17 protein-coding genes, 1 rRNA gene and 1 riboswitch are annotated in these 18129 nt (G+C 70.9%); of the genes, 12 read left to right on the forward strand and 6 right to left on the reverse strand.

The annotated features are described in order from the left end of the window. The 11 genes from rrf to IEZ05_RS17705 all read left to right on the forward strand — a co-directional run. Window positions 1–105, forward strand: a 5S ribosomal RNA gene (gene rrf, locus IEZ05_RS17655); the annotation flags it as partial. Window positions 106–214: 109 nt separating this feature from the next. Beyond that, a complete protein-coding gene (locus IEZ05_RS17660) occupies window positions 215–823 on the forward strand; it encodes a CDP-alcohol phosphatidyltransferase family protein (protein ID WP_189231095.1) in 609 nt (202 codons plus the stop codon). A gap of 112 nt (window positions 824–935) precedes the next feature. Next, window positions 936–3431: a mannose-1-phosphate guanyltransferase gene (locus IEZ05_RS17665; RefSeq protein WP_189231096.1), complete on the forward strand. Its 2496-nt coding sequence runs from the start codon at window positions 936–938 to the stop codon at window positions 3429–3431. Window positions 3432–3529: 98 nt separating this feature from the next. Next, window positions 3530–4435, forward strand: coding sequence for a DUF881 domain-containing protein (locus IEZ05_RS17670; RefSeq protein WP_189231097.1), 906 nt, complete (start codon window positions 3530–3532; stop codon window positions 4433–4435). Further along, window positions 4432–4764, forward strand: coding sequence for a small basic family protein (locus IEZ05_RS17675; protein ID WP_003977440.1), 333 nt, complete (start codon window positions 4432–4434; stop codon window positions 4762–4764). The genes IEZ05_RS17670 and IEZ05_RS17675 overlap by 4 nt, the downstream gene beginning before the upstream one ends. Window positions 4765–4769: 5 nt before the next feature. Next, window positions 4770–5633 carry a DUF881 domain-containing protein gene (locus tag IEZ05_RS17680; RefSeq protein WP_189231098.1) on the forward strand — a complete coding sequence of 288 codons (864 nt, stop codon included), beginning with the start codon at window positions 4770–4772 and terminating at the stop codon, window positions 5631–5633. A gap of 190 nt (window positions 5634–5823) precedes the next feature. After that, window positions 5824–6630 carry an FHA domain-containing protein gene (locus tag IEZ05_RS36940; RefSeq protein ID WP_189231099.1) on the forward strand — a complete coding sequence of 269 codons (807 nt, stop codon included), beginning with the start codon at window positions 5824–5826 and terminating at the stop codon, window positions 6628–6630. Between the two features lie 41 nt (window positions 6631–6671). Beyond that, the gene (ftsR, locus tag IEZ05_RS17690) at window positions 6672–7409 is read left to right on the forward strand and encodes a transcriptional regulator FtsR (RefSeq protein WP_189231100.1); all 738 of its coding nucleotides are present in this window, start codon (window positions 6672–6674) and stop codon (window positions 7407–7409) included. 83 nt (window positions 7410–7492) lie between these two features. Continuing rightward, window positions 7493–7966 carry a bifunctional nuclease family protein gene (locus tag IEZ05_RS17695; RefSeq protein WP_030833746.1) on the forward strand — a complete coding sequence of 158 codons (474 nt, stop codon included), beginning with the start codon at window positions 7493–7495 and terminating at the stop codon, window positions 7964–7966. A gap of 194 nt (window positions 7967–8160) precedes the next feature. Then, window positions 8161–8844, forward strand: a complete 684-nt coding sequence (locus tag IEZ05_RS17700; protein WP_189231101.1) for a MerR family transcriptional regulator — start codon at window positions 8161–8163, stop codon at window positions 8842–8844. 64 nt (window positions 8845–8908) lie between these two features. Further along, entirely contained in the window at window positions 8909–10375 is a 1467-nt protein-coding gene (locus IEZ05_RS17705; RefSeq protein WP_189231102.1) for a DNA polymerase IV, read from the forward strand. A 144-nt stretch (window positions 10376–10519) separates the two neighbouring features. Here IEZ05_RS17705 and IEZ05_RS17710 read toward each other — a convergent pair whose 3' ends face one another. Continuing rightward, a complete protein-coding gene (locus IEZ05_RS17710; protein WP_189231103.1) occupies window positions 10520–10897 on the reverse strand; it encodes a PRC-barrel domain-containing protein in 378 nt (125 codons plus the stop codon). A 157-nt stretch (window positions 10898–11054) separates the two neighbouring features. Beyond that, window positions 11055–11150: riboswitch (glycine riboswitch) on the forward strand. Between the two features lie 174 nt (window positions 11151–11324). On the opposite strand from IEZ05_RS17710, the gene gcvP reads away from it, so the two are divergent. Continuing rightward, window positions 11325–14210, forward strand: a complete 2886-nt coding sequence (gcvP, locus tag IEZ05_RS17715; protein WP_189231104.1) for an aminomethyl-transferring glycine dehydrogenase — start codon at window positions 11325–11327, stop codon at window positions 14208–14210. A 57-nt stretch (window positions 14211–14267) separates the two neighbouring features. Here gcvP and IEZ05_RS17720 read toward each other — a convergent pair whose 3' ends face one another. The 5 genes from IEZ05_RS17720 to IEZ05_RS17740 all read right to left on the reverse strand — a co-directional run bounded on the left by IEZ05_RS17720 (window position 14268) and on the right by IEZ05_RS17740 (window position 18092). Then, window positions 14268–14687, reverse strand: coding sequence for a TOBE domain-containing protein (locus tag IEZ05_RS17720; RefSeq protein ID WP_189231105.1), 420 nt, complete (start codon window positions 14685–14687; stop codon window positions 14268–14270). Between the two features lie 26 nt (window positions 14688–14713). Then, on the reverse strand, window positions 14714–15799 hold the full coding sequence (locus IEZ05_RS17725) for an ABC transporter ATP-binding protein (RefSeq protein WP_189231106.1): 1086 nt from the start codon (window positions 15797–15799) through the stop codon (window positions 14714–14716). Further along, a complete protein-coding gene (modB, locus tag IEZ05_RS17730; RefSeq protein ID WP_229869756.1) occupies window positions 15796–16614 on the reverse strand; it encodes a molybdate ABC transporter permease subunit in 819 nt (272 codons plus the stop codon). The genes IEZ05_RS17725 and modB overlap by 4 nt, the downstream gene beginning before the upstream one ends. 44 nt (window positions 16615–16658) lie before the next feature. Beyond that, window positions 16659–17495 (reverse strand): molybdate ABC transporter substrate-binding protein, encoded by an 837-nt coding sequence (gene modA / locus IEZ05_RS17735; RefSeq protein ID WP_189231432.1) that lies wholly within the window; start codon window positions 17493–17495, stop codon window positions 16659–16661. 201 nt (window positions 17496–17696) lie between these two features. Further along, window positions 17697–18092, reverse strand: a complete 396-nt coding sequence (locus IEZ05_RS17740; RefSeq protein WP_189231108.1) for a TOBE domain-containing protein — start codon at window positions 18090–18092, stop codon at window positions 17697–17699. Window positions 18093–18129 lie beyond the last annotated feature (37 nt).

Genomic DNA, 18129 nt, shown 5'->3' on the forward strand with positions numbered 1-18129 from the left:
AGCGTTAGGGAAACGCCCGGTTACATTCCGAACCCGGAAGCTAAGCCTTTCAGCGCCGATGGTACTGCAGGGGGGACCCTGTGGGAGAGTAGGACGCCGCCGAACTCCTTTTAGAGCTCTGGCTCTTGGGCACGCAGCCCAAGAGCCAGAGCTTTTTTGCGTTGAGGTAGGGTCGGGGAGCACCATTGGTTCCTTTCTTCCAGGAGGCCCCCGCGTGGAGGTCCAGGAGACCCGCGTGCAGACTGACCGGGTCCTCACCATCCCGAACATCCTCAGCATGGCACGCCTCGCCGGCGTGCCCCTCTTCCTGTGGCTGATCCTCCGGCCCGAGTTCGGCGGCCCGGAGAGCGACGGCTGGGCGCTGTTGGTGCTGGCCCTGAGCGGAGTCAGTGACTACCTGGACGGAAAGCTCGCGCGGCGTTGGAACCAGATCAGCAGCCTCGGCCGGCTCCTGGACCCCGCGGCCGACCGGCTCTACATCCTGTCGACTCTGGTAGGCCTCACCTGGCGGGAGATCCTTCCGCTCTGGTTGACCCTCGTACTGCTTGCCCGCGAAGCGGTCCTGCTGGTGATGGTGGGCATCCTCCGCCGCCACGGCTATCCGCCGCCGCAGGTGAACTTCCTGGGGAAGGCCGCCACCTTCAACCTCATGTACGCCTTCCCCCTGCTTCTGCTCAGCGACGGCAGCGGATGGATCGCGTCACTCGCCGCAGTTTTCGGATGGGCGTTCGCCGGATGGGGTACAACCCTGTACTGGTGGGCAGGTGTTCTCTACGTGGTTCAGGTCCGCCGCTTGGTCCGTGCGGACACCATGGCCGATTGAACTCGCCCTTTGCGCGGCCGCCGTGGCCGGATGGCCCGCGCTGCAAAAGTGCGGCACGCTGGACGGGTGAAGTCGGCTTAACCGTCATCTCTTAGAGGAGGACGCTTCCGACATGAAGGCCGTCGTGATGGCCGGAGGCGAAGGCACACGCCTTCGCCCGATGACCTCGAGCATGCCCAAGCCGCTCCTGCCGGTGGCCAACCGGCCGATCATGGAGCACGTTCTGAGGCTGCTCAAAAGGCATGGGCTCAACGAGACGGTCGTCACCGTGCAGTTCCTGGCCTCCCTGGTCAAGAACTACTTCGGTGACGGCGAAGAGCTCGGAATGGAGCTCACCTATGCCAATGAGGAGAAGCCACTCGGTACCGCCGGAAGCGTCAAGAACGCCGAGGAGGCGTTGAAGGACGATGCCTTCCTCGTTATTTCCGGCGATGCCCTGACCGACTTCGACCTCACCGACCTGATCAACTTCCACAAGGAAAAGGGCGCGCTCGTCACCGTCTGTCTGACGCGCGTGCCCAACCCGCTGGAATTCGGCATCACCATCGTCGACGAAGAGGGCAAGGTCGAGCGCTTCCTCGAGAAGCCGACCTGGGGACAGGTCTTCTCGGACACCGTGAACACCGGCATCTACGTCATGGAGCCCGAGGTCTTCGACTACGTCGACCCCGACGTGCCCGTCGACTGGTCCGGCGACGTCTTTCCGCAGCTGATGAAGGAAGGCAAGCCGGTCTACGGCTATGTCGCCGAAGGCTACTGGGAGGACGTCGGCACGCACGAGAGCTACGTCAAGGCCCAGGCCGACGTCCTCGAGGGCAAGGTCGACGTCGACATCGACGGCTTCGAGATCTCACCCGGCGTGTGGGTGGCGGAGGGCGCCGAGGTGCACCCCGACGCCGTGCTGCGCGGCCCGCTCTACATCGGTGACTACGCCAAGGTCGAAGCCGGCGCAGAGATCCGCGAGCACACGGTCGTGGGGTCCAACGTGGTCGTCAAGAGCGGCGCCTTCCTGCACAAGGCCGTCGTCCACGACAACGTGTACGTCGGGCCGCACAGCAATCTGCGGGGCTGCGTCGTCGGCAAGAACACCGACATCATGCGTGCCGCGCGGATCGAGGACGGCGCGGTCATCGGTGACGAATGCCTGGTCGGTGAAGAATCGATCATCCAGGGCAATGTGCGGGTGTACCCGTTCAAGACGATCGAGGCCGGCGCCTTCGTCAACACCTCGGTCATCTGGGAGTCGCGCGGGCAGGCCCATCTCTTCGGCGCCCGCGGGGTGTCCGGCATCCTCAACGTGGAGATCACGCCGGAGCTGGCCGTGAGACTGGCCGGCGCCTATGCGACCACGCTGAAGAAGGGCTCCACCGTCACCACGGCCCGCGACCACTCCCGCGGTGCCCGTGCGCTGAAGCGCGCGGTGATCTCCGCGCTGCAGGCCAGCGCCATCGACGTACGCGACCTGGAGAACGTACCGCTGCCCGTGGCGCGGCAGCAGACCGCGCGGGGCAGCGCCGGCGGCATCATGATCCGGACCACGCCCGGGGTGCCGGACTCCGTGGACATCATGTTCTTCGACGGGCAGGGCGCCGACCTCTCGCAGGGCAGCCAGCGGAAGCTGGACCGGGTGTTCGCGCGGCAGGAGTACCGGCGCGCGTTCCCCGGCGAGATCGGGGACCTGCACTTCCCGTCCAGCGTCTTCGACTCGTACACCGGGTCCTTGCTGCGGAACGTCGACACCACCGGGATCGCCGAATCCGGGCTCAAGGTCGTCGTGGACGCCTCCAACGGCAGCTCCGGGCTCGTCCTGCCCAGCCTGCTCGGCAAGCTCGGCGTCGACTCGCTGACCATCAACCCCGGTCTCGACGAGTCCCGGCCGACCGAGTCGGCGGACATGCGGCGGTCGGGGCTGGTGCGCCTCGGGGAGATCGTGGCGTCCTCGCGGGCCGCGTTCGGCGTGCGGTTCGACCCGGTCGGCGAGCGGCTCTCGCTCGTCGACGAGAAGGGCCGCATCATCGAGGACGACCGGGCGCTGCTCGTCATGCTCGACCTCATCGCCGCCGAGCGGCGCAGCGGCCGGGTCGCGCTGCCGGTGACGACCACCCGGATCGCCGAGCAGGTGGCGGCGTACCACGGCACCCAGGTCGAGTGGACGACGACCTCGCCGGACGACCTCACACGGGTCGGCGGTGAGGAAGGCGCGATCTTCGGCGGTGACGGCAAGGGCGGCTTCATCGTCCCGGAATTCAGCAGCGTCTACGACGGCACGGCGGCGTTCGTGCGGCTCATCGGCCTGGTGGCGCGGACGCAGCTCACGCTCAGCCAGATCGACGCGCGGATTCCGCGGGCGCACGTCCTCAAGCGGGACCTGGCCACCCCGTGGGCCGTCAAGGGACTCGTGATGCGGCGGGTCGTCGAGGCGGCCGGAGACCGCTTCGTGGACACCACGGACGGCGTTCGCGTGGTGGAGACGGACGGGCGCTGGGTGATGGTGCTGCCCGACCCGGCCGAAGCCGTCACCCACCTGTGGGCCGAGGGACCCGACGACGCCTCCGCGCAGGCGCTGCTCGACGAGTGGTCCGCGGTGGTGGACAGCGCGGGCCGGTAAAACCCACCGCACGCGCGCGTGCCGGACAAGTGTCCCCAAGGGGGCCTGTCCGGCACGCCGGTGGGGCCGTTCGGAGGTAGTGGCCGTGGCGTGCGACGATGTGCGGCATGCCGCAGCAACCCCCCGTTCGGAGCACATCCACGCGGCCCGCACGCCCGGACGCGTCCATGTCGTTGCTCACCAACGTCATGGACCACAGTCTCGACGACGGATACGCAGAGGCCGCCGCGCGGAAGAAGGCCGAGGGTGCCGGTGGTATGCCCAGGACACTCCGCGCCAAGCTCGCCCTGGCGGCAGGACTGGTGCTCGCCGCCCTGGTGGTCACCGTCGGAGCGGCGCAGGCACGCGTCGCGGCCCCCGTCGTCGCCAAGGAGCGCGAGGAGCTGATCGACCGCATCGAGGGGGAGACCTCGGCGGCCGACAAGCTGGAGGAGAACGTCGACGAGCTGCGCGACGAGGTGAGCGCGCGGCAGCGCGAGGCGCTGGAGAAGAGCGGCGACGGTGAGCGGGCCGACCTGGTGAGCGTCCTGGCCGGCGCGGTCGAAGTGCACGGTCCCGGGGTGAAGCTCGTGGTGAACGACGCCAAGGAGGTCGGCACCGGCAGCGACGGCCAGCCGCGCGGCACCTCCGGGTTCTCCGACACCGGCCGGGTGCGTGACCGGGACATGCAGCGCGTGGTCAACGGACTGTGGGAGTCGGGGGCCGAGGCGATCTCCATCAACGGGCAGCGGCTGACCGCACTGTCGGCGATCCGCGCCGCGGGCGACGCGATACTGGTCGACAACAGGCCGCTCGTGCCGCCGTACACGGTGCTGGCGGTGGGGGACGGCGAGCAGCTCAGCAGCAGGTTCCAGGACAGCGCGGACGGGCTGTATCTGCATGCCCTCCAGGAGAGCTACGGCATCCGGACCGCCCTCTCCAGGGAGGACGAGCTCCGGCTCCCCGCCGCACCGAGTGTGATCGTACGAACAGCACAACCGATATCCGAGAAGGGCACATCGTGATCGCCGTACTGGGCCTCGTCGTGGGAGTCGTGGCCGGCCTCTTGGTCCGGCCCGAGGTGCCGGCGGCCGTCGAGCCTTATCTGCCGATCGCCGTCGTCGCGGCGCTCGACGCCGTATTCGGCGGACTGCGCGCCATGCTCGACGGCATCTTCGACGACAAGGTCTTCGTGGTGTCGTTCCTGTCGAACGTGGTCGTGGCCGCACTGATCGTCTTCCTGGGCGACAAGCTGGGCGTGGGCGCCCAGCTGTCCACCGGTGTCGTGGTCGTCCTCGGCATCCGCATCTTCTCCAACGCCGCGGCGATCCGCCGGCACGTCTTCCGGGCGTGAAGCCGATGAGCGACCACGACGAGCAGCCCGCGAACACGCTGCGCAGGGAACTCCCCGAAGAGGTGCCCCCGGCGGACTCCCCGGCGGCGGACGTGCCCGCAGGCCACGCCCCGCAGGAGGAGCGGACGGAGACGCAGACCACCGGGCTCACAGGCCGGCAGCGGCTGGTGAAGGGGCTGTGGCCACCGCGCGTCACCCGGGCCCAACTCATCGTCGCGCTGCTGCTGTTCGGCCTGGGCTTCGGTCTCGCGGTCCAGGTCGCGTCGAACAGCGACAGCGACAGCGCGCTGCGCGGCGCCCGGCAGGAGGATCTCGTGCGCATCCTCGATGAACTGGACGACCGAACTCAGCGTCTTGAAGACGAGAAGCAGGGCCTCGAGAAGCAGCGCGACGAGCTGGAGAACAGCTCCGACCAGGCCGAGGAGGCCCGCAAGCAGACGCTGGAGAAGGAGCGGCAACTCGGCATCCTCGCGGGCACGGTGGCCGCGCAGGGGCCGGGCATCACGGTGACGATCGAGGACACGAAGGGAACGGTCGAGGCGGACATGCTGCTCGACGCGGTCCAGGAACTGCGCGCGGCGGGGGCGGAGGCGATTCAGGTGAACGGCGTCCGGGTCGTCGCGGGCACCTACCTCACCGATGCCGACAAGAGCGTGAGCGTCGACGGGAACAAGATCAACGCGCCCTATCGTTTTCAGGTCATCGGCAAGCCGCAGGACCTCGAACCGGCGCTGAACATCCCTGGGGGCGTGGTGCAGACTCTGGAGAAGGAACAGGCCACCGTTACTGTGGAGCGGTCGAGCAAGATCGTCGTGGACGCCTTGCGAGCGGCGAAGCGGCCTGACTACGCTCGGTCGTCCTCCCAGTGAACCGGCGGTGCATGGGGGGCGTCCGGCGAGGGCATGAGGTTGCGGGGGGTCGGCGCACCGATTGGGTGGTGCGTGGTGGAAACTGTCTGGTGGAGACGGACGTTGTGAAGGTGTCCGGGTCGGTCAGTAGGTTCAGTCAGGGTTCGTCCTGCCCCACGGGCGGGTCTGTTTCGGTCAAGGGGAATCGCCCGTGAAGTTGTTTGCGAAGTTGTTCGGCAAGAGCGCGCGAGAGGGCAGCGACAACGCGACCGCTCGCCATCGCGCACAGCCTGACGCGGAGGGCCCGCGCCCGATGTTCCGGGACCAGGTGGCTGGTCAGGGCGCGCCGTCTGTTGACCCTGCGCAGTCCGGCGGCATAGGTTTCGGCCAGCCCTCGGCCTCGGGCACGGGTGGAGGGTTCCACCCCGACCCGTACGCGTCGAACGCCCCGGCGGGGCAGCCGCGGCAGGAGGATCCGTCCATGTCGGCCCTGGTGTGTACGAGGTGCGGCAACCGCAACGCGGAGAACAGCCGCTTCTGCTCCAACTGTGGCGCCCCCCTGCGCCCCGGGGCGGTTCCGGAGCGTGCGTCCGAGACGACCTCGACGATCTCCATCTCCGGTCTGGAGGCGTACGACGCCGAAATGACCGGTCAGACGGCGGTGCCGGCGCTCTCTCCCGAGGCGCAGGCGGCCGTGGACGCGCTGCCGCTGGGTTCGGCGCTCCTGGTCGTGCGCCGTGGGCCGAACTCGGGCAGCCGCTTCCTGCTGGACGGCGAGCTGACCACGGCCGGGCGTCACCCGCAGAGCGACATCTTCCTGGACGACGTGACGGTCTCGCGCCGGCACGTGGAGTTCCGCCGCAGTCCGGACGGCTCGTTCACGGTGGCCGACGTCGGCAGCCTGAACGGCACGTACGTCAACCGCGAGCGGATCGACCAGGTCGCGCTGTCGAACGGCGACGAGGTGCAGATCGGCAAGTACCGGCTGGTCTTCTACGCGAGCCAGCGGGGCTACTGACCGTCCCCGGACTCGTTCCGGGGGAGTCCCAGGGAAGGTCCATGCTTCGAACACCGAGCGGCGGTGCCGTGCCCGGCACCGCCGCCACGGACAGTGGGCTGATGAGCATCGGCTCGGTACTGAACACGCTGCGTGACGAGTTCCCCGACATCACGATCTCCAAGATCCGCTTCCTGGAGTCGGAGGGCCTGGTCGAACCGCGGCGTACCCCGGCGGGGTACCGGAAGTTCAGTGCGAACGACGTCGAGCGTCTCGGCCATGTCCTGCGCATGCAGAGGGACCACTACCTGCCGCTCAAGGTGATCCGCGAGCATCTGGACGCCATGGAGCGCGGTGAGGCGGTGCGACTGCCGAGCGTGGGCCGGCAGCGCGACGGGGAGGCCGTGCAGGAGCCCGACGAGGGACCCACGGCGGCCCGGATCGGACGGGACGAGCTGCTCGCCGCCGCCGGTATCGGTGAGCAGGAGCTGACGGAGTGGGAGTCCTACGGGCTCGTCGCTCCACTGGCCGAGGGCGTGTACGACGCCGAGGCGGTCACCGTCGCCTCGCTCGTGGTCCAGCTGGGACGGTTCGGGATCGAACCACGGCACCTGCGGCTGATGAAGGCCGCCGCCGACCGTGAGGCCGGGCTGGTGGACCAGGTGGTGGCTCCGCTCAGGCGTCACCGCAACCCGCAGACCAGGGCTCATGCCGAGGCCCGCACCAAGGAGCTGGCCGGGCTGGCGGTGAAGCTGCACGCGGCGCTGGTGCAGACCGCCCTCGGGGTGCGGCTGCCCTGAAAGCGGGTGGCCGGGGACCCGGATCGCCCACCCGTTCCCGGCCCGACTACCCAAACGTCCCGAGCACGGCCTAGGGTTGCTGTGTGAACGAGCTCGATGTCGTAGGTGTCCGGGTCGAGATGCCCTCCAACCAACCGATCGTGCTGCTGCGCGAAGTGGGAGGCGACCGCTACCTCCCCATCTGGATCGGGCCGGGGGAGGCGACGGCGATCGCCTTCGCCCAGCAGGGCATGGCTCCCGCGCGGCCGCTGACCCACGACCTGTTCAAGGACGTGCTGGAGGCCGTCGGCCAGGAGCTCACGGAAGTACGCATCACGGATCTGCGTGAAGGGGTCTTCTACGCCGAGCTGGTCTTCGCCAGCGGCGTCGAGGTGAGCGCCCGGCCGTCCGACGCCATAGCGCTGGCGCTGCGTACCGGAACACCGATCTACGGCAGCGACACGGTGCTCGACGACGCGGGCATCGCCATTCCGGACGAGCAGGAGGACGAGGTGGAGAAGTTCCGCGAGTTCCTCGACCAGATCTCGCCCGAGGACTTCGGCAGCAGCAACCAGTAGGCCCGCACGGGCCGCGAACGGGTGGCATCGTCGGCCGACCCCGTCCGAGCGCATTCGGCTAGCCTTTCCCCGCGACGGGGCACGCGAAACCACTCTTAGGGTGATTATCACTCGGCGTGCCGAGTGTGGCGATCGTTGACGCACCCTTGGTGACTGCCTACCGTCGAGGAGGCAGGTCAAGGACGGAGGTCGGCGTGAGAATGAGCGGCGACGGTACGGCTGGGGGTGGCCCCGGACGCGGCCTCGGGGTGGGCGGCTCGTACCCTTCCCCGAGCTCTCGGCTCCGCTCGAGCGGGGGGTATCCCCAGCACGGCAGCGCGGCCGAACATGCTCTTCAGCGGCCCGCGGCCGTGCCGAGCAGCGGAGGGGCGACGTCCATGGCGTCCGAGCAGATCGGCTACCGCGGGCCGACGGCCTGCGCCGCCGCAGGCATCACCTACCGGCAGCTCGACTACTGGGCCCGTACGGGTCTCGTCGAGCCCAGTGTGCGGCCCGCCCACGGGTCCGGCACCCAGCGCCTCTACAGCTTCCGCGACGTCGTCGTGCTGAAGATCGTCAAGCGGTTCCTCGACACCGGGGTGTCGCTGCAGAACATCCGCACCGCCGTCCAGCACCTCAGGGAACGCGGCTTCCGTGACCTGGAGCGCATGACGCTGATGAGCGACGGCGCCACGGTCTACGAGTGCACCTCGCCCGACGAGGTCCACGCCCTGCTCCAGGGCGGCCAGGGCATCTTCGGGATCGCCGTCGGTGTGGTGTGGCGGGACGTCGAGAGCGCGCTGTCCCAACTGCACGGGGAGCGGATCGACACGGGCGAGACCCTGGTCGGGCCCAATCCCGCGGACGAACTGGCACGGCGCCGCAACCGGGCGGTCTGAACACCGCCCGGGCCCGCGCGGCAGCGACGGCGCATTGTCAGTGGCGTAGGGCAGCATCGGAGATGTGAGAACCGCGCCCACGATCCTGCATCTCGACATGGATGCCTTCTTCGCCTCGGTGGAGCAGGCGTCGAAGCCGAGCCTGCGCGGGAAGGCCGTCGTCGTCGGCGGGCTCGGACCGCGGGGAGTGGTCGCCACGGCCTCCTACGAGGCCCGGGTCTTCGGTGTCCACTCGGCGATGCCCATGGGCCAGGCCCGTCGGCTCGCGCCCAACGCCGCCTATCTCGTCCCGCGCTTCGAGCTGTACCGGTCGATCAGCGAGCAGGTGATGCGGCTGCTGCGGGAGCTGTCGCCGCTGGTGGAGCCGCTGAGCCTGGACGAGGCGTTCGTGGACCTGGAGGCCGGCGGAGCTGCCTGGGACGCGGACTCGGCGCGGCTGGTGGGGGCGAAGCTGCGCGCGGACATCCGGGCCGTCACCGGCCTCACCGGTTCGGTGGGGCTCGCCGCCTCCAAGATGCTTGCCAAGATCGCCTCGGAGGAGGCCAAGCCGGACGGGATGGTGCTCATCGAGCCCGGGTCCGAGCGGGCCATGCTCGGCCCGAAGTCCGTCCGGATCCTCCCCGGGGTGGGACCGGCGACGGGAGACCATCTGCGGAGGGCCGGGATCACGACGGTCGAGGAGCTCGCCGAGGCGGGCGAGGACGAGCTGGTGCGGCTGCTCGGCAAGGCGCATGGGCACGCCCTGTACGCCATGGCGCTGGCGCGTGACGACCGTTCCGTGGTCGCCGAGCGGGAGACCAAGTCGGTCTCGGTCGAGGACACGTACGACGTGGACATCCACGACCGGGTGCGGGTCGGTGTGGAGGTGGCGCGGCTTGCCGACCGGTGCGTGCGGCGGCTGCGCGGCTCCGGGCTGTCCGGCCGGACCATCGTGCTCAAGGTGCGGCGGTACGACTTCTCCACGCTGACGCGCTCGGAGACCCTGCGCGGGCCCACGGACGACCCGGGGGTGGTGCGGGAGGCGGCGGCGCGGCTGCTGGACTCCGTGGACACCACGGGCGGCGTGCGGCTGCTCGGGGTCGGCGTCAGCGGGCTCGCCGACTACACGCAGGAGGACCTGTTCGCGCAGGCCGCGGGGGAACGGGTCGAGGAGCTCGCACAGGAGCCGGGCGACGAGCCCGCCGAGGAGCACCCGCACGCGCCCGTCGAGCGCCGCTGGCCCTCCGGGCACGACGTGCGGCACACGGAGCTCGGACACGGCTGGGTGCAGGGCAGCGGTCTGGGGCGGGTCACGGTGCGCTTCGAGACGCCGTATTCCGGGCCCGGCAGGGTGCGGACCTTCCCCGTCGACGATCCGCGGCTTACACCGGCCGAGCCGCTGCCGCTGGTCGCGTCGGCGCAGCGAAGACCCGGGGAGGAGGGGATGACGGCGGCCTCCGCCGGAGAGGGCGCCGAAGTGGCCTCCTCGGACTCCGCAGTCCGTTCGGCCGCCGGGCTCGCCGACCCGGGGGGTGCCGGGGCGGCCCCGTGAGCTGCGGCCGTCGGGTCGTGGTGTGAGGCGCCCTGACGGGGCCGCGGTCGTCGGTGCCGTGGACGTGAAGGACGCCCGGGCGAGGGCCGGTCGGGGCGGTGCGCCCGGCGGCAGGTCCGCGGCCGGCGTCGGGATGCCGGGGTCTCAGCCCTCCTCGTTGCCCGTGCCCGCCAGCTTGCCGAAGTCGTGGTCGGGGAGCGGGGGAGCCGCGGCCACGTCGAGGCCGTAGTGGTGGTAGAGCTGGAGCTCCTGTTCCGGCGAGAGATGACGTCCGACCCCGAAGTCGGGCGCCTCCCTGATCAGGGACCGGTCGAAGGGCACGCGCAGGGTGCCGTCGACCAGCTCGCTCGGCTCCAGGGGCACGAAGGCGTCCCTGCTGAACAGGCCCGTGCGTATGGCGGCCCACTCGGGGACGCCGGTGGCATCGTCGAGGTAGACCTCGTCGACGGTGCCGATCCTGGTGCCGTTGCGGTCGAACGCCTTGCGGCCTATCAGATTGCGCGGATCGATGTCGGTACGCACGGGCCCTCCACTAGGTCGCACTCCGGTCGCAAACCATCCGGCGAATCATCCGCCAGTACTACAAAAAGGCACATTGGGGAGAGCGGCCACTCGAAGGTGCGCTCAGTCACTCGAAGACCTGTGCGTCCGCCTCGCTGGTAGGCTGGCAAACGGCTGCTGACCCCGTGCGGGAGAGTCCTCCAGACATCATCGGAGGCGCCGAAGGAGCAAATCCTCCCCGGAATCTCTCAGGCCCACGTACCGCACGGACGAGGTCACTCTGGAAAGCAGAGCGGGTGCCGACGGCCCCTGCTCTCACCGACGGTGAAAGCCGGCAACCCTCGGGCGGCCCGGTGAAGCTCTCAGGTCGAGATGACAGAGGGGGAGGCCGTCCGGGCACCCGCGCCGTGGTGCCCCTCGCAGGTCGTCAGACCAGGAGGCCTCCGCAATGACCGCCCCTCGCATTCCGCTCTCCGAGCTCGAACAGGCAGCGCCCTTCGAGCAGCGCCACATCGGCCCCGACCACGAGGCCCAGGCCAAGATGCTCGCGCAGGTCGGCTACGGCTCGCTCGACGAGCTGACGGCCGCCGCGGTACCGGATGTGATCAAGAACGCCGACGCGCTGGACCTGCCGGGCGCCCGCTCCGAGGCCGAGGTACTGGCCGAGCTGCGCTCGCTGGCCGACCGCAACCAGGTCCTCGACTCCATGATCGGCCTGGGCTACTACGGCACCTTCACCCCGCCGGTCATCCTGCGCAACGTCATGGAGAACCCGGCCTGGTACACCGCGTACACGCCGTACCAGCCGGAGATCTCCCAGGGCCGCCTGGAGGCCCTGCTGAACTTCCAGACCATGGTCGCCGACCTGACCGGCCTGCCGACCTCCGGCGCCTCGCTGCTCGACGAGGGCACCGCGGCCGCCGAGGCGATGGCCCTGTCCCGGCGCATGGGCAAGAACAAGAAGGGCCTCTTCCTGGTCGACGCGGACGCGCTGCCGCAGACCATCGCCGTGATCCAGACCCGCGCCGAGCCCACCGGTGTCGAGGTCGTCGTCGCCGACCTGAGCGACGGAATCCCGGCCGAGGTCGCCGAGCGGGAGATCAACGGCGTCCTGATCCAGTACCCGGGCGCCTCCGGTGCCGTCCGCGACATCAAGCCGGTCATCGACCAGGCGCACGAACGCGGCGCGCTCGTCACCGTCGCCGCCGACCTGCTCGCCCTCACCCTGCTCACCTCGCCCGGCGAGCTGGGTGCGGACATCGCCGTCGGCACCACCCAGCGCTTCGGCGTGCCGATGGGCTTCGGCGGGCCGCACGCCGGCTACATGGCCGTGCACGAGAAGTTCGCGCGCAGCCTGCCCGGCCGCCTCGTGGGCGTCTCCGTGGACGCCGACGGCAACAAGGCCTACCGCCTCGCCCTGCAGACCCGCGAGCAGCACATCCGCCGCGAGAAGGCGACCAGCAACATCTGTACCGCGCAGGTGCTGCTCGCCGTCATGGCCGGCATGTACGCCGTGTACCACGGGCCGGACGGGCTGCGGGCCATCGCGCGCCGCACCCACCGGTACGCCTCGGTCACCGCCGCGGGCCTCGCGGCCGGCGGCGTCGAGATCGTCCACGGCGCCTACTTCGACACGGTCACCGCGCGGGTGCCGGGCCGGGCCGGCCACATCGTGCAGGCCGCCCGCGAGAACGGCATCAACCTGCGCCTCGTCGACGCCGACCACGTGTCGTTCGCCTGCGACGAGACCACCACGCGCGCCCAGGTCGGCGGCGTGTGGAACGCGTTCGGCGTCGAGGGCGACGTCGAGGCCCTGGACGCGAGCGCCGAGGACACGCTGCCCGAGGCGCTGCTGCGCACGGACGACTTCCTGACCCACCCGGTCTTCCACGCGCACCGCTCCGAGACGGCGATGCTGCGCTACCTGCGCCGCCTCGCCGACCGCGACTACGCGCTGGACCGCGGCATGATCCCGCTGGGCTCCTGCACCATGAAGCTCAACGCGACCACCGAGATGGAGCCGGTCACCTGGTCCGAGTTCGGGCAGCTGCACCCGTTCGCGCCCGCCGAGCAGGCGCAGGGCTACCTCACGCTCATCCGTGAGCTGGAGGAGCGGCTCGCCGAGGTCACCGGGTACGACAAGGTGTCGCTCCAGCCGAACGCCGGGTCGCAGGGCGAGTTCGCCGGTCTGCTCGCCGTCCGTGGCTACCACCGCGCCAACGGCGACGACCAGCGCACCGTCTGCCTCATCCCGTCCTCCGCGCACGGCACCAACGCCGCGAGCGCGGTCATGGCCGGCATGAAGGTCGTCGTCGTCAAGACCGCCGAGGACGGCGAGATCGACGTCGAGGACCTGCGCGCCAAGATCGAGAAGCACCGCGACGAGCTGGCCGTGCTGATGATCACGTACCCCTCGACGCACGGCGTCTTCGAGGAGCACGTCGCCGACATCTGCGCCCAGGTGCACGACGCCGGCGGCCAGGTCTACGTGGACGGCGCCAACCTCAACGCCCTGGTCGGCCTCGCCAAGCCCGGTCACTTCGGCGGCGACGTCTCCCACCTCAATCTGCACAAGACGTTCTGCATCCCGCACGGCGGCGGCGGTCCCGGCGTCGGCCCGGTGGCCGTGCGGTCGCACCTCGCGCCGTACCTGCCCAACCACCCGCTGCAGCCCGCGGCCGGTCCGAAGACCGGCGTCGGCCCGATCTCGGCGGCGCCGTGGGGATCGGCCGGCATCCTGCCGATCTCGTGGTCGTACGTCCGGCTGATGGGCGGCGAGGGCCTCAAGCGCGCCACCCAGGTGGCCGTGCTGTCCGCCAACTACATCGCCAAGCGCCTGGAGCCGCACTTCCCGGTGCTGTACACCGGCCCGGCCGGGCTGGTCGCGCACGAGTGCATCATCGACCTGCGTCCGCTGATCAAGGCCACCGGCGTGAGCGTGGACGACGTCGCCAAGCGGCTGATCGACTACGGCTTCCACGCGCCGACGATGTCCTTCCCGGTGGCCGGCACGCTGATGATCGAGCCGACCGAGTCCGAGGACCTGACCGAGCTGGACCGGTTCTGCGACGCGATGATCGCCATCCGCGCGGAGATCGAGAAGGTCGGCGCCGGCGCCTGGCCCGCGGAGGACAACCCGCTGCGCGGCGCCCCGCACACCGCCGGTGCGCTGGGCGGTGACTGGGATCACGCGTACACGCGCGAGGAGGCCGTGTTCCCGGCCGGAGTGTCGGTGGCCGACAAGTACTGGCCGCCGGTCCGCCGCATCGACCAGGCCTTCGGCGACCGGAACCTCGTGTGCTCCTGCCCGCCGCTGGACGCCTACGAGGACTGAGCCGGTCCGTGGCGAAGGCCCCGCCCCCCTTTTCCGGGGACGGGGCCTTCGCCCTTGCTACGCCGTGGCGAGCGCGACCTCGGTCGCCTTGATCAGGGCGACGACGTCGGAACCCACGAAGAGGCCCAGATCCTCGGCCGCTTCCTTCGTGATCACCGCGGTGAGCTCGGTGTCGTCCATGGTGATGTGCACGGCCGCCATGGCCTCGCCGAGCGCGAGCCGGGTGACCGTGCCGGGTAGCCGGTTGCGGATCGACAGGCCGTCGGTCCGGCCGGTGGCGAGGGAGACCTCCGTCGACTTCACCAGGGCGCGGACGGCCGCTCCGGCGCTCAGACCGAGCTCGTCGGCGGCCTCCCGGGTGATGGCCGCGGTGAGGTCCTGGCCCCCGGTCAGGCGGACCCTGACCGTCGCCATGGCCTCGCCCGGGGTGACGCCGGTGACGGTGCCGGGGAGCTGGTTGCGGATGCTCAGGCTCATGGAGGCACCGTAGCCCGGGGACGCCGTCATGCCGGGTATGCGTGGGTCTGCGTCGCTTTGACCGTCGCCCACACCGGTGCGCCCGGGTGCAGGCCGAGCTCGGCCGCGGCGACCGTGGTGAGGTCGGCGGCGAGTGCGAGTTCGCCGGTCAGGTCCACGCGGATCTGGTCGCCGTGGGTCTCCAGGCCCGCGACCTCGCACCGCCACAGGTTGCGCGCGCTGGAGCCGGCGGGGCGTTCCCCGTACAGGGTCACGGCGCCCGGCGGGAACGCCACGAAGACCGGTCCGGAGAGGTCCTCGGTGGTCGTGATGGCCGGACCGGCGTCGAGCCGGACGGTGTGGCCCTCGGCCCGCCCCCGGTAGAGGTTCAGGCCGACCAGCTGGGCGATGTAGTCGGTGCGGGGCCGGCGGGCGATGTCGGCGGGGCTGCCCTCCTGGACGACGGTGCCGTGCTCGACGACCACCAGACGGTCGGCCAGCACCATGGCGTCCAGCGGATCATGGGTGACCAGGACCGCGACGGCCTCGAAGCCGGCCAGGTGACGGCGGAGCTGGGCGCGCACCTCGAGCCGCGTGCGGGCGTCCAGCGCGGCGAGCGGCTCGTCCAGGAGCAGCAGCCGGGGGTTGGTCGCCAGGGCGCGGGCGAGGGCGACGCGCTGCGCCTGGCCACCGGAGAGGCGGCGCGGCTTGGCGCCCGCGTGCTCGGCCAGGCCCATGCGGTCCAGCCACGTGGCGGCCAGGGCCCGGGCCTCGGCCTTGGTCGCGCCCCGGCAGCGCGGGCCGAAGGCCACGTTGTCGAGCGCGGTCAGGTGCGGGAAGAGCAGGTAGTCCTGGAAGACGACGCCGACCGGACGGGACTCGGGCGGCGTACGGTCCAGCGCGACCCCGTCGAGACGCAGATGACCACCGGTGGGCGCCAGCAGGCCGGCCAGGGCGCGCAGTGCGGTGGTTTTCCCGGCTCCGTTGGGGCCGAGCAGGGCGACGACCTCGCCGGGCGCAGCGGCCAGCGACACGTCCAGGCGGAAGCCGCCGCGGTCCACGACGAGCCGCGCGTCGAGGCCGTCGCCGGGCGCGGTGCCGGTGGCCGCGGTGGTGGGCTCCGGTTCGTTCATGCCGCCCTCATCCATCGGTCCCGCAGACCGGCCAGTACGGCGATGGAGACGGCCAGCAGCACCAGGCTGAGGGCGATCGCCGCCGCCGGATCGTTCTGCAGCGCGAGGTAGACCGCGAGCGGCATGGTCTGGGTCCGCCCGGGGAAGTTGCCCGCGAACGTGATCGTCGCCCCGAACTCTCCCAGCGCCCGCGCCCACGCCAGGACGGAGCCCGCCGCGATGCCCGGCGCGATCAGCGGCAGCGTGACCCGGCGGAACGCGGTGAAGCGGGAGGCACCGAGCGTCGTGGCGGCCTCCTCGTACCGCGGGTCGGCGGCCCGCAGGGTGCCCTCCACGCTGATGACCAGGAACGGCATCGCCACGAACGTCTCCGCGAGGACGACGCCGGTCGTGGTGAACGGCAGCGTGATCCCGAACCACGCGTCCAGCCACTGCCCGATCACGCCGTTGCGGCCGAAGGCGAGCAGCAGCGCCACGCCGCCCACCACCGGGGGCAGCACCAGCGGCAGCGTCACCAGCGCGCGCACGAGGCCGCGGCCGGGGAAGTCCGTGCGGGCCAGCAGCCAGGCCAGCGGGACGCCGATCAGCAGGCTCAGCGCGGTCGCCGAGGTGGCGCACACCAGCGACAGCCGCAGGGCCTGCCACACCTCGGCGCTGGTCAGCTGATCGGGCAGGCTCCGCCAGGGAGCTCGCACCAGCAGGGCGATCAGTGGGAGCAGCAGGAACGCCAGGCCGACCAGGGCGGGCACCAGCAGGGGCACCGGCACGCTACGGGTGCCCCTGCGGGAACGCTCCCGGCGCGATCCGCCCTCCACGGTGTCCGCCCCGGGCCCTGCGGACTTGGTCACCGTCGGCCTCGTCACGGCGTGCGGAACCCGGCCTCGGTGAGCACCTTCTGACCCTCGGCGGACTTCACGAGCTCGATGAAGGCCTTGCCCGCGTCCGCGTTGGGCGCCTGCTTCAGCAAGGCGATCGGGTAGTCGTTGACGGCCTTGGCCGACTCGGGGAAGTCCACGCCCTCCACCTTGTCGCCGGCCGCCCGCACGTCGGTCTTGTAGACGACGGCGGCGTCGGCCTCCTTCAGCTCGACCTTCGTCAGGGCGCTCTTGACGTCCTGCTCGTACGAGGCGGGGGTGAGCTCGACGCCGCTCGCGTCCAGGGCCTTCTGCGCGGCGGCGCCGCACGGCACGGTCCTGTCGCAGAGCACGACCTTCAGTCGGGAGCGGGTGAGGTCCTGGAGGGAGGAGATCTTGTCGGGGTTGCCGGGCAGCGTGGCGATCTCCAGCTGGTTGCGGACGAAGGTCGCCGGGGTGCCGGCCGCGTCCCCGGCGTCGGTCACCGTGGCCATCGTCCTGGGGCTGGCGGAGGCGAACACGTCCGCGGGCGCGCCGCTGGTGATGCTGGCGGCCAGGGTGTCGCTGCCGCCGAAGTTGAAGGTGACCCGGGTACCCGGGTGCTCCTTCTCGAACGTCCTCCCGAGCGCGGTGAAGCTCTCCTCGAGCGAGGCGGCGGCGAACACGGTGACGGTGCCGGAGACCTCCGTGGCCGAGGACGAGGAGGCACCGGCCGCGTCGGAGCCGGAGTCCGAACCGGAGGACGACGAGCAGGCGCTCAGGACCAGCAGCGCGGCGACTCCCGCACCGGTCACCGGCAAGGTCCGGATGATGCTGCGGGTCCTGCGCACGGAACGGGTCATCACGGGCCACTCCCTCTGTCACGGGGCGGGAGCCCGGCGGGCCCGGCGGCCGGGCGCACGTCGGCCTCCCCGATGCGCAGATCATACTTCCGCATCTGCGAGGGATAAGTCTCCTGTCTCATCGCATGAGCGAGCCCATGTGATCGAAAGGCTTGCATGTGCGTTCGTACGGGCGCCGGGGCGGCGCGTCTCGGAGACGGGTCACGTTCTGTCGATATGGACATTCGTCGACTTCACGCGGGCGGTGGCCTCCATCCCGACCTCCAGGCCGAGTTCCTCGACCGCCTCGCGGGTCAGCAGGGAGACGAGCCGGTGCGGGCCGGCCTGGATCTCGACCTGGGCCGCGACGTCGCCGAGCTTGATCGCGGTCACGATCCCGGGGAAGGCGTTGCGGACCGAGGTGTGGGGGGTGTCGTCGTCGGCGGCGCCCGACCGGGCCAGGTCGACCGAGAACGCTGCCAGGTCCCGCCCGTCGACGAGCCGCCGTCCGCCCTCGTCGCGGTGTGTGGTGATCCGGCCCGCGTCGGCCCAGCGGCGGGCGGTGTCCGGGCTGACGCCGAGCAGCCGCGCCGCCTGGCCGATCGTGTAGGACTGCATGCCGGTCACGATAGGTGGCGGCGACGGTCCGGTGGGC

Source organism: Streptomyces flaveolus, assembly GCF_014648815.1.
Classification (GTDB): Bacteria; Actinomycetota; Actinomycetes; order Streptomycetales; family Streptomycetaceae; genus Streptomyces; species Streptomyces flaveolus.